The 15,711-nt window shown below is 32.4% G+C and carries 13 protein-coding genes and 1 riboswitch; of the genes, 10 read left to right on the forward strand and 3 right to left on the reverse strand.

What is annotated here, in order from left to right; translation table 11 throughout:
* Positions 1 to 24 precede the first annotated feature (24 nt).
* The 3 genes from DK508_RS05180 (at position 25) to DK508_RS05190 (ending at position 4,410) form a co-directional block, all read left to right on the forward strand.
* On the forward strand, positions 25 to 882 hold the full coding sequence (locus DK508_RS05180) for a GLPGLI family protein (protein ID WP_109299685.1): 858 nt from the start codon (positions 25 to 27) through the stop codon (positions 880 to 882).
* A gap of 118 nt (positions 883 to 1,000) precedes the next feature.
* The gene (locus tag DK508_RS05185) at positions 1,001 to 3,739 is read left to right on the forward strand and encodes a TonB-dependent receptor (RefSeq protein ID WP_109299686.1); all 2,739 of its coding nucleotides are present in this window, start codon (positions 1,001 to 1,003) and stop codon (positions 3,737 to 3,739) included.
* Positions 3,740 to 3,894: 155 nt separating this feature from the next.
* The gene (locus DK508_RS05190; RefSeq protein ID WP_109299687.1) at positions 3,895 to 4,410 is read left to right on the forward strand and encodes a DUF302 domain-containing protein; all 516 of its coding nucleotides are present in this window, start codon (positions 3,895 to 3,897) and stop codon (positions 4,408 to 4,410) included.
* 137 nt (positions 4,411 to 4,547) lie between these two features.
* On the opposite strand, the gene DK508_RS05195 is transcribed toward DK508_RS05190, so the two are convergent.
* Complete coding sequence (locus tag DK508_RS05195) at positions 4,548 to 4,889, reverse strand: hypothetical protein (RefSeq protein ID WP_109299688.1); 342 nt, start codon at positions 4,887 to 4,889, stop codon at positions 4,548 to 4,550.
* Between the two features lie 261 nt (positions 4,890 to 5,150).
* On the opposite strand from DK508_RS05195, the gene DK508_RS05200 reads away from it, so the two are divergent.
* Both DK508_RS05200 and DK508_RS05205 read left to right on the forward strand, forming a co-directional pair.
* Complete coding sequence (locus tag DK508_RS05200) at positions 5,151 to 6,338, forward strand: heparan-alpha-glucosaminide N-acetyltransferase domain-containing protein (protein WP_109299689.1); 1,188 nt, start codon at positions 5,151 to 5,153, stop codon at positions 6,336 to 6,338.
* A gap of 73 nt (positions 6,339 to 6,411) precedes the next feature.
* The gene (locus DK508_RS05205) at positions 6,412 to 6,834 is read left to right on the forward strand and encodes a DoxX family protein (protein WP_109299690.1); all 423 of its coding nucleotides are present in this window, start codon (positions 6,412 to 6,414) and stop codon (positions 6,832 to 6,834) included.
* 137 nt (positions 6,835 to 6,971) lie between these two features.
* On the opposite strand, the gene DK508_RS05210 is transcribed toward DK508_RS05205, so the two are convergent.
* Positions 6,972 to 7,337 carry a hypothetical protein gene (locus DK508_RS05210; protein ID WP_109299691.1) on the reverse strand — a complete coding sequence of 122 codons (366 nt, stop codon included), beginning with the start codon at positions 7,335 to 7,337 and terminating at the stop codon, positions 6,972 to 6,974.
* 206 nt (positions 7,338 to 7,543) lie between these two features.
* The gene (gene metK, locus DK508_RS05215; RefSeq protein ID WP_109299692.1) at positions 7,544 to 8,800 is read right to left on the reverse strand and encodes a methionine adenosyltransferase; all 1,257 of its coding nucleotides are present in this window, start codon (positions 8,798 to 8,800) and stop codon (positions 7,544 to 7,546) included.
* A 325-nt stretch (positions 8,801 to 9,125) separates the two neighbouring features.
* Positions 9,126 to 9,233, forward strand: a riboswitch (SAM riboswitch).
* A 126-nt stretch (positions 9,234 to 9,359) separates the two neighbouring features.
* On the opposite strand from metK, the gene DK508_RS05220 reads away from it, so the two are divergent.
* From DK508_RS05220 to DK508_RS05240, 5 genes are read left to right on the forward strand one after another with little or no spacing between them, the layout of a single operon-like run.
* A complete protein-coding gene (locus tag DK508_RS05220) occupies positions 9,360 to 10,649 on the forward strand; it encodes an O-acetylhomoserine aminocarboxypropyltransferase/cysteine synthase family protein (RefSeq protein ID WP_109299693.1) in 1,290 nt (429 codons plus the stop codon).
* A gap of 18 nt (positions 10,650 to 10,667) precedes the next feature.
* The gene (locus DK508_RS05225; protein ID WP_109299694.1) at positions 10,668 to 11,630 is read left to right on the forward strand and encodes an alpha/beta fold hydrolase; all 963 of its coding nucleotides are present in this window, start codon (positions 10,668 to 10,670) and stop codon (positions 11,628 to 11,630) included.
* Between the two features lie 23 nt (positions 11,631 to 11,653).
* Positions 11,654 to 14,068 carry a bifunctional aspartate kinase/homoserine dehydrogenase I gene (gene thrA, locus DK508_RS05230; RefSeq protein WP_109299695.1) on the forward strand — a complete coding sequence of 805 codons (2,415 nt, stop codon included), beginning with the start codon at positions 11,654 to 11,656 and terminating at the stop codon, positions 14,066 to 14,068.
* Positions 14,069 to 14,087: 19 nt separating this feature from the next.
* Positions 14,088 to 14,513 carry an OsmC family protein gene (locus DK508_RS05235; RefSeq protein ID WP_109299696.1) on the forward strand — a complete coding sequence of 142 codons (426 nt, stop codon included), beginning with the start codon at positions 14,088 to 14,090 and terminating at the stop codon, positions 14,511 to 14,513.
* The gene (locus DK508_RS05240) at positions 14,510 to 15,688 is read left to right on the forward strand and encodes a PLP-dependent aspartate aminotransferase family protein (protein WP_109299697.1); all 1,179 of its coding nucleotides are present in this window, start codon (positions 14,510 to 14,512) and stop codon (positions 15,686 to 15,688) included. Before DK508_RS05235 ends, DK508_RS05240 begins: the two co-directional genes overlap by 4 nt.
* The last annotated feature ends 23 nt before the right edge of the window (positions 15,689 to 15,711 follow it).

Genomic DNA, 15,711 nt, shown 5'->3' on the forward strand with positions numbered 1-15,711 from the left:
ATTTTTTATATAAATAAGTATCACATGAAAAAAATCGTAATGTTATTTCTGCTCACAACAGTAATATGGGGTAATGCCCAAGAATTTCAAGGAAAAGCCTATTATTTTAGTAAAACAAGCGTGGATGCGAATTTTGGAGGAAGACAAATGTCTGAAGACCAAAAGAAAGCAATTACCGAACGTTTAAAGTCCGCTTCAGAAAAAACTTTTATACTCACTTTTAATAAAGAAGCGTCGGCATATAAACAAGAATCTCAATTAGAAGAATCTGGTAATAGTGGTAGGTGGGGTGCAATGATGTCTGGTTTTACTTCAAATAACTATTATAAAAATATTATAGATAAGGTCTATTATGATCAAAGGGAGTTTTATGGTAAAAATTTTCTCATTCAAGATTCAATACAGCAATACAAATGGACTATGCTAAATGAAACTAAGCAAATAGGAAATTATACATGCTTTAAGGCGGTAACCACAAAAATAATAAGCGATGTTGCCGATTGGCGCAGTATTCGAAGAAAAGCAAGAGAACTCAGAAATAAAGGCGAAGAAGAAAGCAAAGATGTAACCACAAAAACAGATAGTAGTGCTTCTAAAGAAATTGAAGTAGTCGCATGGTACACGCCAGAGATTCCCATTAATCAAGGTCCTGGAGAATTTTGGGGATTACCAGGATTAATTTTAGAAGTACAACAAGGAAGAAATACATTGTTGTGCAATAAAATTGTGTTGAACACGAAAGATGATCTGATTAAAATACCAACAAAAGGAAAAAAAGTCTCTCAAGATGAATTTGATAACGTTTCGAAAAAGAAAATCGAAGAGATGATCGAACAATTTAGTACACGTCGTAGAGGTGGTTTTGGGGGCAGAAGAAATTAATTTCTCCAAGAAATAACTCAGTAATTATACTTTTTATACATCAATGAATCACTCCTCTATACTTTTAGTAGAGGGTAGAATTACCTTGAGGTAAATCAAATAGCAACAATCAATACATATGAACAAGTTTATACAACTTATAATACTTTTAATAACAATAGCAACTTCTGCTCAAACTATTCAGATATCTGGTTTCGTAAAAGATTCTATAGGGAATCCTTTAGAAATGGCAAATGTCATTGCTTATAAAAAGGGAGATAACGCAATGATGGGTTATGGAATTACTAATAGTCAAGGGAAATACAAAATATCGGTACCCGTAAATCAAACTTATAATCTTAAAGTAAGCTTTATCGGTTTGTTTGCTGATCCTAAATCAGTAGCGGTTACTACAGAAGATGTTTTGGTGGATTTTGTGATGAATTCTCAAGAAAATAACTTAGATGCGGTAGAAATTGTATACGAAATACCAGTAGTGGTAAAAGGAGATACACTGGTGTATAATACGGATTCTTTTACCACGGGATCAGAAAAAAAATTAGAGGATGTATTAGAAAAGTTACCTGGTATCGAGGTTAATGAGGATGGAGAGATCGAAGTTGAGGGTAAAACAGTTTCTAAGGTAATGGTCGAAGGGAAAGATTTTTTTGATGGAGACTCTAAACTAGCTACCAAAAACATTCCAGCAGATGCATTGGATAAAGTTGAAGTGTTGCGAAACTATGAGGATGTTAACCAAATGCGAGGCCTTCGTAATTCTCAAGATCAGGTAGCTATTAATATCAAATTAAAAGAAGGAAAGAAGAATTTTTGGTTTGGAGATATAACCGCGGGCGCAGGTGTTGGTGATACAGAACGATATTTGATTAAACCCAAATTGTTTTATTATAACCCAAAATATAGTATTAATATTATTACGGATTTAAACGATATAGGAGAAGTTCCTTTTACAAGACGTGATTACTTCAATTTTACAGGAGGCTTTAGAAATTTAGGCCGTGGCGGTACCTCATTCAATGTGTCGAGTGATGATTTAGCTTTTGCAACCCTTCAGAATAATCGAGCTAACGAGATTAATACCAAATTTGGAGCAGCTAATTTTAGCCTAGCCGCCAATAAAAAATTAGACATTAGTGGTTATGCAATTGTAAGTGATACTAAAACAGATTTGATTACGAATACTCGTAGGATTTACATTGATGATACTCCTGATCCTGCTGATAATACTATTGAAGAGACTTTTGATAATGTTGAACAGCGTAGTAAACTCGGACTGTTAAAATTAAGTGCAAGTTATAGACCTAATAGTGATTTTAGATTAGATTATGATATTTTTAGTAAGCTTTCAAAACAAGAAGAAAATGACGAATTCTTATCTATACGTAGTGATGTTTCCGAAGATATAAACGAAAGACTCGAGAATACACCCTTTTCGATTCAACAAAACGCAAATGCCTATTATACCTTGAATGAAAAGAATATTTTTTCTTTAGAAGCACAGCATCTATTTCAGAATGAAGACCCTTTTTATAATGCTATTCGAGATGAAATTCCGTTTAGAGGAATTTTTACAGCAATAAATAATCCAACAGATTCGAGTTTAGATACATTTGACCCTCTTGAAGAATCAGATCGATATAATATTAATCAAACAAAAGAAGTGCAAACCAATAAGATTGATGCTAAGTTAGATTATTATTATGTGCTGAATAAAAAAAGTAACTTGAATTTTTCTCTAGGGACCATTTTAAGTACTCAGAATTTTGATTCTAGTATTTTTCAAATATTAGATAATGGTGATCAAAATGATTTTGAAAACGATGAGTTTAATAATGATGTGAGATATAATTTTAATGATGTTTTTGCTGGAGTTCATTATAAATTTATTACAGGAATTTTTACATTTAATCCAGGAATAAGTATACATAATTATGATCTAAAAGATAGACAGCTAGGTACTACAATAGATCAAAATGAGTGGCAGGTTTTACCTGATTTCTTTGCACTGGCTCAATTTAAAAAAACCGAAAGTTTACGATTTAATTATTCTATAACTGCAGAATATACAGATATTAATAGATTAGCTTCTGGATATGTTTTTAATAACTATAACTCATTATCGCAGGGTAATCGAAACCTAGAAAATGCTTTGTATGATAACTATTCTTTGAACTATTTTAGTTTTAATATGTTTAATTATACCAACATCTTTGCTAGAGTGAGTTATACCAATAGACGTAACCCTATTAAAAATACTAGTGTAATTGAAGAAATTAATAGAGTAAATACTCCTATTAATTCTAACCTTGCGGATCAGGTGCTTACTGGAAATGGTAGGTTTAGTCGAACTTTTGGGAAGATTAAAGGAGAGTTAAATGCAAACTTAAGTTGGTCAAGTTTTAACAATATCATTAATAACTTACCTAGTGAGAGTGTTAGTCTTACACAAACCTATAGAACCGAATGGTCAACAAATTTTAAAAAAGGACCAAATTTTGATCTTGGATATAGTATTACGGTAAATGATTATGATAATAACGGAGCCGAAAGTACATTCTATACAAGTAGGCCATTTGCTAGATTAGACTGGTCCTTTGCAAAAGGCTTTTTATTAAAATCTTCATATAGCTATTATAATTATAGGGATACAGAGACAACATTAAATGAGTATAGTTTTTGGGATGCTGATTTGTTTTATCAAAAACCAGATAGTAAATGGGAATATAAATTCTCTGTAACTAATCTATTAGATACCCAAAATATTAATCGAGATAGTTTTAATGAATTATACAACAGTACCTCTAGTTATGCTGTTCAGCCTAGATATTGGATACTAACTGTTAAATATAATCTATAGAGCAGTAAGTTGAATAACTAATGCAATTGTATTAGGGTATATATGTTTGAAAATGGTCTTTACGGATTTTGTTGCGTTAGCCTTTGTTAATCCTGTGATAAATATGTAGATGAGGTTTTTCTATTCGATTATCTTTATAAAAAAATAAAAAGATAATGAGTTTTTATAAAGTTTATGGATTAATCCTAATGTTCATTTTTGTTTCTTGTAATCAAACTTCTAATGATACGTCTAACACTTCACAAACTGAATCTAAAGAAGATATGGAAATTACTGCTCAACAAGGTGTGATCACAAAAAAAAGCACACAAAACTTTGAAGACACGTATGCGTCATTGGTAGAGATAATCCAAAATAATCCTAACTTAAAAATTGTTGCGCAGTTGGATCATCAGGCTAATGCAGCTTCAGTTGATCTCGATTTAAAACCAACGAAAATTATCATGTTTGGAAACCCTAAGTTAGGAACACCATTAATGCAAAGTTCTCAAACTGCTGGCTTAGATTTGCCTCAAAAAATGTTGGTATGGGAAAATGATGAAGGAGTAGTATATATATCCTATAACGATCCTATATATTTACAAAATAGACATAATATTGAAAAAAGTGAAGTATTAGAAAAAATGAAGGGAGCGTTAGATAAAATATCAAACACAGCAGCAGAGTTGTAAAATCGATCTAATATTACAAAAAATATTTCCTACAGAATTCATGATGGAATGAATTTGTATTAGTTCATTTTAGTCATCCTTATACAAAGTTGTAGTAAGCACAAAATTTGCGTATATATCGTTTTAAACTAAATATGTTAGTTTTGGATCTTCACTTTTATAGGCCCACCACTTGAAACATAACTTCCTCCAATTTCATCAATATTAATATCTAATTCATCGCGAGTACTAATACCGTTGAGGTCTACTTTAAGTTTATCATAGGTATCAATACTTTTTATATTAACATTAATCTCATCCGTGTTATTTATGCGTACAGTTATACTACCATCTTCATTAATCGGTAGATTGGCAAATGTATTATGATAAGAACTGTTGGCGTGTGCTTTAGGGATAATATCAATATCTCTGATTACTATTATTACTAGGCAAACTGCTATAATCGTAAGTAAAAACTGAGAGTACTTATTGGTTTTCATAACGTTAAATTTATAGTTGTTAAATATGCACCAATTAAGGTGCCAAAATAGTATTATACTTTTTTTTATTTTAATGAAGGCTTTGTTCTGGGACGGAGAGATTTAAGGGTTAAGAAATTAAACATAAATAGGAAGTGTTTTTTAAAAGCCTTATTATCAGTGTGAAAACTAAATAAAATGATTAAATTCGCACTTTTTTTAAGCAATATTAGCCCCCAAAACTCGTTTTTTGGGTAACTAAACTAACCAAAGACCTCAATTATGACTAAACCAGCTAGTCGATTGCATTTCCTAGATGCGATTCGTGCATTTGCTATTATGATGATGCTTCAAGGACATTTTGTTCATGCTTTGTTGGATGATACTTATAGAGATAAAAGCGATGTTTTTTATAGCACATGGGAGTATTTAAGAGGAATGACCGCTCCAACTTTTTTTACTATTACCGGATTTATCTTCACTTATTTGTTATTAAAACAAAAGGCCGTAGGTTTAGACAATCCAAGAGTACTAAAAGGAATAAAACGAGCAGTAAAAGTTATCTTTTGGGGATATTTGCTTAGAATAAGTTTTTTCGCACTTTTTAACGGTACCGTTAATCCTTCATTTTTTTATGTAGATGTTCTACAATGTAGTGGAACCTCATTGTTATTGTTAATAGGAGTATACCTTATTGCTTATCGTGTTACAAATAGAGCCTTATTTCAAAAACTTGTATTAAGTATTGGAGTTGTTATTTTCTTATTGCAACCAATTTATGGTAGTTGTATCCTCGAGTTTTTACCGCAAACCATTGCTAATTATTTTACCAACCGCAATGGATCTGTTTTTACTTTGTTTCCATGGTTTGGATATGTTTGTTTTGGAAGCTTTATGGCTACACTATTTTTAAAATATGGTAAAAGAGAAATGTTTCATAAGTATGCAATTATATCGTTTTTATTGATTGGTTTACTGTTGATTTTTTATTCTTCTAGTGCATTAATGTTTATTCATAATATTACTGGTGTTGGAATTTTTAAGTCTGTGGCTTATAATAACTTCCTGTTTATACGATTGGGGAATGTTTGTGTTTTGTTTGCTGTTTTTATGTTGCTTAAAGATATTCTGGCCCATCAAGTAATCACAAGAATAGGAGGTAAAACCTTGTCAATTTATATTATTCATTTTTTCGTGTTATATGGCAGTTGGTTCGGATTAGGACTTAGTCGCTTTTTTTATCATGATTTATCTCCAGTGCAAGTCATTGTAGGGGCATTATTGTTTGTGATCGGTATTTGTGCTTTGGTTTTGTATTACTATAAATACGAGCAAATGATTAAAGAAAATACAAGCACAGTGCTAGATAATGCGCTTAGAAGATTTTCGATACATCTACCAGATATTATTTCTGAAATGAAGAACATAATTATTCGAACTTATAGAAGTATTAAATACGCAAGACGTTAATCGTTTGTGAATTATTTTTTTATTGTACTATAAACCAGTATCTTATATCGGTTTAATCAATACTTCTTTTGTTATGCCAACAATAAAATCATTAAATAAATGGGCAAATGCACATTCGTATTATCCATTGGATCTCTTAAGAATAGCTTTAGGAGTATTCCTATTTATTAAAGGGATAAATTTTATTAGTAATAGTCAGATTTTGGTGGATTTGCTAAGACCAGTTCAAAATCTTGCAGGTTCTATGATCGTTATTCATTATGTTGCACCTGCACATTTAATTGGAGGTATAATGATCGCTTTTGGATTGTTAACTAGGTGGTCTGTTACCGTACAACTGCCTTTATTGATTGGAGCTGTCCTTATAAATTTTTTAGGAGAAATGAATGCAGCAAACCTTGTTATAGCAAGCGTGATACTAGTGTTATGTGTTTTCTTTCTTTTTTATGGATCAGGAAAACACTCTGTAGATTATTATTTAAAAATGCAACAATAATAATTTTTCTAGTACTTCAAATATGAATGTAAAAAGGGAGGAAAATTTCCTGTTGAATTAAAATATCTGTATTCTTCTTAAAATATAAAAAACCACTCTTTTGAGTGGTTTTTTATATTACGTTTTTTTAAAATGTTTTACCATCCTGATAGACGAGACTCGCCTCCTTCAATTGGGACATTTAAATATATCGTATCCATAATTTTAGAAGTATGAATACTGTTCTTTTCACCAATGATTCTTTTTTTATTTTTTTGAAGTTGTTTTTTGATCTTTCTCCATTCTTTACGACTAAAAAACTGTTTGTCGCTTCTAGATACGTTTTCCATTGGTGTGGTTAATAATAATCTATCTACCTTTGAAACCTCATCAGTACTATATCGTTCTTCCTGAATTTGATTATCAATAGTTTTTACAGATGTTAGATCATTTTTATAATCCTGACCAAATGATACGCCAAAAACACAAAAAAAAGTAATTGTGAATATTGTTCTTAATTTCATCTCCCTAAATTTTAATAATTGCGTGTAATTCTAAATTTAAATGTATTCCAAAATCATTAATATTATTTCCCCCGAAATGACACGTAAAGTATCTATATATTAACGAGATAAAAGTAACAATATTACTTGAGTTTAGCGTACGGAAAAACCGCAATTTTTTAGTGTAAATTTATAAAATCGATAAAGAACTATAAAAGCCGATAAAACTATAGATTGAAAGCCTTTTTTACGGCATCTACATGATCTAGTTTCTCCCAAGTAAACAACTCTACTTCTCGTTCTACTTTACCAGAATACGGGCTATTAAAAACTTTGGTAACGGTTTGTGGCTCTTTACCCATATGACCATATGCGGCTGTTTCAAGATATATAGGATTACGTAATTTAAGACGCTGTTCTATTGCCGCTGGACGCATATCAAAAATTTGAGCAACTTTTTCAGCAATTTCACCATCTGTAAGGTCTAAATTACTGCTTCCATAAGTATCTACAAAAATAGAAGTGGGTTCTACTACTCCAATAGCATAAGATACTTGAACTAATGCTTCATTAGCTACTCCTGCAGCTACTAGATTTTTAGCAATATGTCTAGATGCATATGCAGCAGAACGATCCACCTTACTAGGGTCTTTTCCAGAAAAAGCTCCACCCCCGTGTGCTCCTTTACCACCATAAGTATCCACTATAATTTTTCTTCCAGTAAGACCAGTATCTCCATGAGGACCACCAATAACGAATTTACCAGTTGGGTTGATGTGATACGTTATTTCATCATTGAATAGTTTTTGAATATATTCTGGTAATTGTGCTATAACACGCGGCATTAAAATAGAAATGATGTCATTTTTTATTTTGCTAAGCATTGCTTCATCATTACTATCAAAATCATCATGTTGAGTAGAGACAACAATAGCTACAATTCTTTGAGGAATATTATCATCACTATACTCTATCGTAACTTGACTTTTAGAATCAGGACGTAGATAAGGAATTTCTGTGCCTTCTCTTCTCAATGTAGCTAGTTCCATCAAGATTTTATGAGAAATATCAAGAGCCAAAGGCATATAGTTAGAAGTTTCTTTAGATGCATATCCAAACATCATTCCCTGATCACCAGCACCTTGTTCTTCTTTAGTTTCTCTATCAACACCTTGATTGATATCTTGAGATTGCTCATGAATCAAAGAAATTACACCACAAGAATCTCCACTAAATTGATACGCTCCTTTGGTATATCCAATTTTATTTATTACTTCTCTAGCAATATGTTGTACGTCTAGATAGGTTTGAGATTTTACTTCACCTGCCAAAACTACTTGACCTGTGGTAACAAGTGTTTCACAGGCTACTTTCGAATCTGGGTCAAAAGCCAAAAAATTGTCTAATAAAGCGTCACTTATTTGATCTGCTACTTTATCTGGATGTCCTTCAGATACGCTTTCCGAAGTAAATAAATATGCCATTGTTTTTGTTTTATAGAGACTAATAAGACGGGATTAGAATATAAAGCTTTCGATGATTAGTCACTTATCGAACTGCTTTAGCATTTTTAACATTAAAATATCATAATGTCTCGGGTTGCAATCAGTCAAATCTATCCCTGAAAATATTTCGGCAAAGGTAAAAAAAATGATAATATTCAAAAGCTTTTAACGTATCATTATTTTTTTGATAGTAATAACCTCAATTAGGTCGAGTTTTTTTAAGACTAAGTAATTTTTTAATGAAACATGTTGCAGTTTAAAAATAATTACTAGTTTTGTCCTCAAGTTTCTTATACATTTTAGTAAGTTATTAAGAAAGGTGGAGGGATTAGACCCTATGAAACCTTAGCAACCCTTTATACGTAAAGAAGGTGCTAAATTCTATCTCAATTTATTCGAGAGAAGATAACTCTATGTAATTACCCTTTTCGGTAATTTTCATTTCCTTTCTTTTTAATTTTCTATATCCATTCGCAATTTAATCTAGCGTTTGATGTATTTGAATTTTAGTCATTTTTAAAATTTAAATTAGAAAATTATGAGCACTCAAAAATTTGCAACAGAAGCTTTACATGCGGGTCATGATGTATCTACCCATGGAGGTACCCGAGCGGTGCCTATATACCAAACTACATCGTATGTTTTTAATGATGCAGATCATGCCGCTAATCTATTTAATTTATCAGAACCGGGATTTATTTATACTCGTTTAAACAATCCTACCAATGATATTTTAGAACAGCGTTTAGCAGCCTTAGAAGGTGGGATTTCCTCTGTTGTTACGGCGTCAGGAACAGCTGCGATCACCACTGCCTTATTAACATTATTAAAAGCTGGTGATCACATTGTAGCCTCTAGTAGTTTATATGGAGGCACCTATAATCTTTTAAATGTTACTTTGCCTAGATTCGGAATTACCACCACATTTGTTGATACATCAGATCCTGCCAATTTTAAAAATGCTGTTCAAGAAAATACGCGAGTGTTTTTTGCAGAATCATTAGGGAATCCAAAACTAGATGTATTAGATCTTAAAAAAATATCTGCAGAAGCTAAGGCATATAAAGTACCTTTTATTGTTGATAATACAGTGGCGACTCCAGCATTGTTGAACCCCATCGAATATGGGGCTAATATTGTAATCCATTCACTTACTAAGTATATAAGTGGTAACGGAACATCATTAGGAGGGGTAATTATTGATGCAGGAACCTTTGATTGGTCAAGTGGTAAATTTCCTGAATTTACCGAACCTTCTCCAGGATATCACGGGCTAGTATATCATGAGGCGCTGGGAGCAGCAGCATTTATTGCAAAAGTTAGAATAGAAGGCCTTAGAGATTATGGAGCTGCCTTGAGTCCATTTAATGCTTTTCAAATTTTACAGGGATTAGAAACATTAAGCATTCGAATTAAAAAACATAGTGAAAATGCTTTGGAGTTGGCTAAGTGGTTGCAACAACAAGATGAAGTATTATGGGTAAAATACCCTGGTTTGGATAGTGATCCATATCATAAATTAGCAAAAGAGTATCTATCAAAAGGACAAAGTGGGATTATCACTTTTGGAGTAAAGGGAGGTTTTGATTCGGCTAAAACCATAGCAAACGAAACAAAAATTTTCTCATTACTAGCTAATATTGGAGATTCTAAATCTTTAATTATTCATCCCGCTAGCACTACACATCAACAATTAAATCAAGATCAACAAGAATCTACAGGAGTAACAAAAGATTTAATAAGGTTATCGGTGGGTCTCGAGGATATCGAAGATTTGAAAACAGATTTAAATGAAGCTTTTGTTAAAATAGCTCAAACAGTCAAATAAGTTTAGAACGCCTTTTTTATGCTTCAAAAAATAAATATTTCAAGCTTTACCACTGTAAAGGGTAAGAGAGTAGATAAAATCTCTTTGACCTATGAGATTTTTGGCCCCTCAATAGGTCTGGCGCCTATAGTTCTTGTTAATCATGCATTAACGGGTAACTCTACCGTATGTGGAAAGAATGGTTGGTGGAATGGGTTGATTGGAGAAGGTAAATGCATTGATACGAATAAGTATACTGTACTTTCTTTCAATATCCCTGGTAATGGTTATGATGGTGTAGAAGAAAATTTAATTTCTGACTATAATTTGTTTAACGCCAGAGATATTGCAACTATTTTTTTAAAGGGACTAGAGCGATTGAGTATAAACAAATTATACGCAGCTATAGGAGGTTCAGTTGGAGGTGGGATTGCTTGGGAGTTAGCGGCTTTAAAACCAGATTTAATACAGCATTTGATTCCTGTAGCTACTGATTGGAAGTCTACCGATTGGTTAAAGGCCAATTGTTTGGTACAAGAACAAATTTTATTAAACTCTATAAACCCAGTTCATGATGCAAGGTTACATGCGATGTTGATGTATAGATCTCCAGAATCCTTCAAAGTTAAGTTTAATAGGACGTATAATGAGGATAAAAGTATGTTCAATATAGAGAGTTGGTTGTTGTATCATGGCGAAAAACTGAATGAACGATTTACTCTATCCGCATATAAGGAGTTGAATTATATCTTGGCAAATATTGATATTACTAAAGGAAGAGAAGGGATTGAAGAGGTAGCTGGTAATATAGATTCTGATATTCATATTATTAGTGTTAATTCTGATGTTTTTTTCACAGAAAGTGAAGATGAAATTACATATCAAAAGCTTAAAAAAGTAAAGAATAATGTGACACACCAGGTTATTGATTCTGCACATGGTCACGATGCATTTTTAATAGAATTTGAACAGTTAAGTAAATTGTTAAAAGGAATTTTTTAAAAGAAAATAAAAATTTTGAATAGATGAAAATTTTAAAATTTGGAGGGAAATCTTTGGCTAATGGAAATGGTATTAATACAGTAGTTGATATTATTGAGAGCAAAATTAAAAGTGGTGAGAAAATCACTGTTGTATTGTCGGCTCGAGGGAATTCTACCAATGACTTAGAAGATATTCTCGAAAAAGCTAGAAAAAACAAAAGTTATACAGAACAATTAATTGCATTTAAAAACTATCAGCTATCTGATTTTAAAAATGTTTGTTTTGATGACGAGTTCGAAACGCTTGATAAACTTTTCGAAGGGGTTTCTCTTTTGGGGGATTATAGCAAGAGAATAAAGGATCAGGTATTATCACAGGGAGAGGTTATTTCGGCAAAATTATTAACGCAATTACTTCAAGAGAAAAATATCAAGGCGCAATTTACAGACAGTCGAGAACTGATTGTAACCGATGGACAATTTGGAGATGCGCAACCCTTGGACCAATTGTCGAAAGAGAATATAGTAGCTCATTTTCAAAAATATAATGGTAATACTGTAAACGTGGTGACAGGTTTTATTGCTTCAAACACCAAAAATGAAACTACTACTCTTGGAAGAAACGGAAGTAATTATACTGCTGCATTACTCGCTAATTATTTAGGAGCCGAAGAGCTTCAAAATTTCACACATGTAGATGGTATTTATACGGCTAATCCGGATCTAGTTCCTAATGCTCAGAAAATTGAGAAACTATCATTTACCGAGGCGAATGAGTTGGCACATTTTGGAGCCAATATTTTGCATGCCAAAACGATTATTCCTCTTATAGAGAAAAATATACCATTAAGAATTTTAAATACATTTGATTATAAAAATAGAGGAACATTAATTACTTCTGAGACAAGCGAAAAAGGAATTAAATCACTTTCGGTATTAGAAAATGTATCTTTAATTCATCTCGAAGGACGAGGTCTTTTAGGAAAAGCTGGTATTGATGCTAGGATATTTAATGCTTTAGGACTTAAAAAGATTAGTGTTAGTATTATCTCCCAAGGATCTTCAGAAAGAGGAATAGGCTTTGTGGTTTCTTCAGATAAGGCACAAGAAGCTAAAAAAATATTAGAACAAGAATTTGAAGCGGATTTTTACAAACGTGATGTAAGTAATATTTCGGTCGAAAACGAAGTGTCGGTGATTTCAATTATAGGGCAAGATTTAAGTACTTTTCATAAACCTTATAATGCGCTAATTAAAAATCAAGTGATTCCATTATTATTCAATAACACAATAACGGGAAAAAACGTAAGTCTGGTGGTGAAAAAAAATCATTTGCACAGGGCTTTAAATGTTATTCATGGTGAAATTTTCGAGATTTCAAAAAAAATCAACATTGCCATATTTGGACATGGTTTAGTTGGTGGAACGTTAATTGATCAAATATTAAAATCGGCAAAGCAAATTAAGGAGCGTAAAAATATTAACCTTAATATTTTTGCAGTTGCAAACTCTCGAAAAGTGGTTTTGGACAAAAACGGTTTACAGAATGATTGGCAAACGAAACTAGAGGAAAAGGGCAATTCATATCATATAGATGATATCATTAGGTATGCCGATGCCAATCATTTAGAAAACGTAATAGCCATTGATAATACGGCTAGTAGCGAGTTTACAAAGAATTATATACAGTTAATCGAGAATGGTTTTGATTTAGTGTCTTCGAATAAAATAGCCAATACATTAGATTTTGGGTTTTATAAGCAATTAAGATTTAAGTTACAACAGAATCAGAAACAATATTTATATGAGACTAATGTAGGCGCGGGGCTTCCTTTGATTGATACTATTAAACTATTGCATTTATCTGGAGAAAATATTACACGTATAAAGGGGGTTTTTTCAGGATCATTGAGTTATTTGTTTAATACTTTCTCTAGTGAAGAGCGACTATTTAGTGAGGTGTTACAAGAAGCTATAGATAAAGGATATACAGAACCGGATCCTCGTGAGGATTTATGTGGCAATGATGTTGGACGAAAATTGTTAATTCTGGCAAGAGAATTAGATCTTAGTAATGAATTTGAGGATATTAATATTCATAACCTCATTCCTGAATCTCTTAGAAAAGGTGAGGCCACATCATTTTTAAAACGTTTGTCAGCGTTAAATGATGTATATGAAAAAGTTAAAGAAGACCAAAAACCTAATCATGTATTGCGATATATTGGTGATCTTTGGGGTGATTTATCAAAAGAGAAAGGGAATCTAGATGTGAAACTGGTTTCGGTTCCTCAAAGTAGTGCATTGGGACAAGTGAAAGGATCAGATTCTATTTTTGAGATTTATACAGAGTCTTATGGGGATCAACCAATTGTAATACAGGGTGCTGGTGCTGGTGCGGCGGTTACAGCAAGAGGAGTATTTGGAGATATATTAAGGTTAGCAGATCGCGAATAAAAATAAATAAGATAAACACATGAAAATACAATTGAAAAGAATAGACAACGACTATCATTTTGAATTAAAAAATGAAAGAGGCCATGTTACGCATATCGATAGTACTCCTGCAGTGGGAGGGCATGATCTTGCACCAAGCCCAATGGAGTATGTGCTTATGGGGGTAGCAGGTTGTAGCGCGATTGATGTGATTTCTATTCTAAAAAAGCAACGACAAGAAATTACTGATTATAGAGCAGAAGTAGATGGAGCTCGCGTAGAAATGGACGGAGCAAAGCCTTTTAAAGAAATTGATGTTACGGTATACTTAGAAGGAGATATTGTACCCGAAAAAGCGAAAAGAGCGGCACAATTATCGTTCGAAAAATATTGCTCAGTATCAAAAACGTTAGAGCCTACTGCTACTATTAATTATAAGGTGGTGCTTAATAATAAAGAAATATGATTGACAAAAATCAACATTTTGAAACACAAGCGGTAAGAACGCAAACAGAAAAAACACAATTTTTAGAGCATTCTACACCGATGTACTTAACCTCGGGTTTTGTTTTTGAAGATTCTGAAGAAATGAGGGCAGCTTTTGCAGAAGAAAAAGATCGAAATTTGTACAGTCGATTTAGTAACCCCAATACTACAGAATTTGTAGATAAAATTTGTAAGCTTGAAGGAGCCGAGGATGGATATGCATTTGCTACAGGAATGGCAGCTGTTTTTTCTACATTTGCGGCCTTATTAAATGCAGGAGATCATATTGTTTCGGCACGTTCTGTATTTGGATCTACGCACACATTGTTTACCAAATATTTTCCAAAATGGAATATAGAAACAAGTTATTTTAGAATAGATGATGTAGAGAGTATCGAGAGTCTTATTAAGCCTAATACAAAAATAATATATGCAGAATCTCCTACTAATCCGGGAGTAGATATATTAGATCTAGAATTGTTGGGTGAGATTGCAAAGAAGCATAACCTATTGTTGGTTATTGATAATTGTTTTGCAACTCCATATTTGCAAAATCCAATCAAATTTGGAGCAGATTTAGTAATTCACTCTGCTACCAAATTAATAGATGGGCAAGGAAGAGTTCTGGGAGGTGTTACGGTTGGTAAAAGAGAGTTAATAAGAGAAATTTATTTATTTTCTCGTAATACGGGTCCCGCATTATCGCCTTTTAATGCTTGGATATTGTCTAAAAGTTTAGAGACTTTAGCGATTAGAGTAGAGAAACATTGTGAGAATGCCATGAAGTTGGCCGATTTTCTAGAAACTCACCCTAAAGTAAATTGGGTAAAATATCCATTTCTCAAATCTCATCCGCAATATGAAATAGCTAAAAAACAAATGCGATTGGGAGGAAATATTGTGGCTTTTGAAGTTAAAGGAGGGATTGAGGCTGGAAAGATATTTTTTGATCAAATAAAAATGTGTTCTTTATCTGCAAATCTGGGAGATACTAGAACTATTGTTACGCATCCCGCTTCTACAACTCATAGTAAATTGGCGAAAGAAGATAAACTGGTTGTCGGAATTACAGACGGAATGGTAAGATGCTCTGTTGGACTTGAATATATTGATGATATTATTCATGATATAGAACAGGCTTTAGAAAAGATATGAAAAAAAGCAGTGATATTATCACT

It is taken from the genome of Aquimarina sp. AU474, assembly GCF_900312815.1.
In the GTDB taxonomy this organism is placed as follows: Bacteria; Bacteroidota; Bacteroidia; order Flavobacteriales; family Flavobacteriaceae; genus Aquimarina.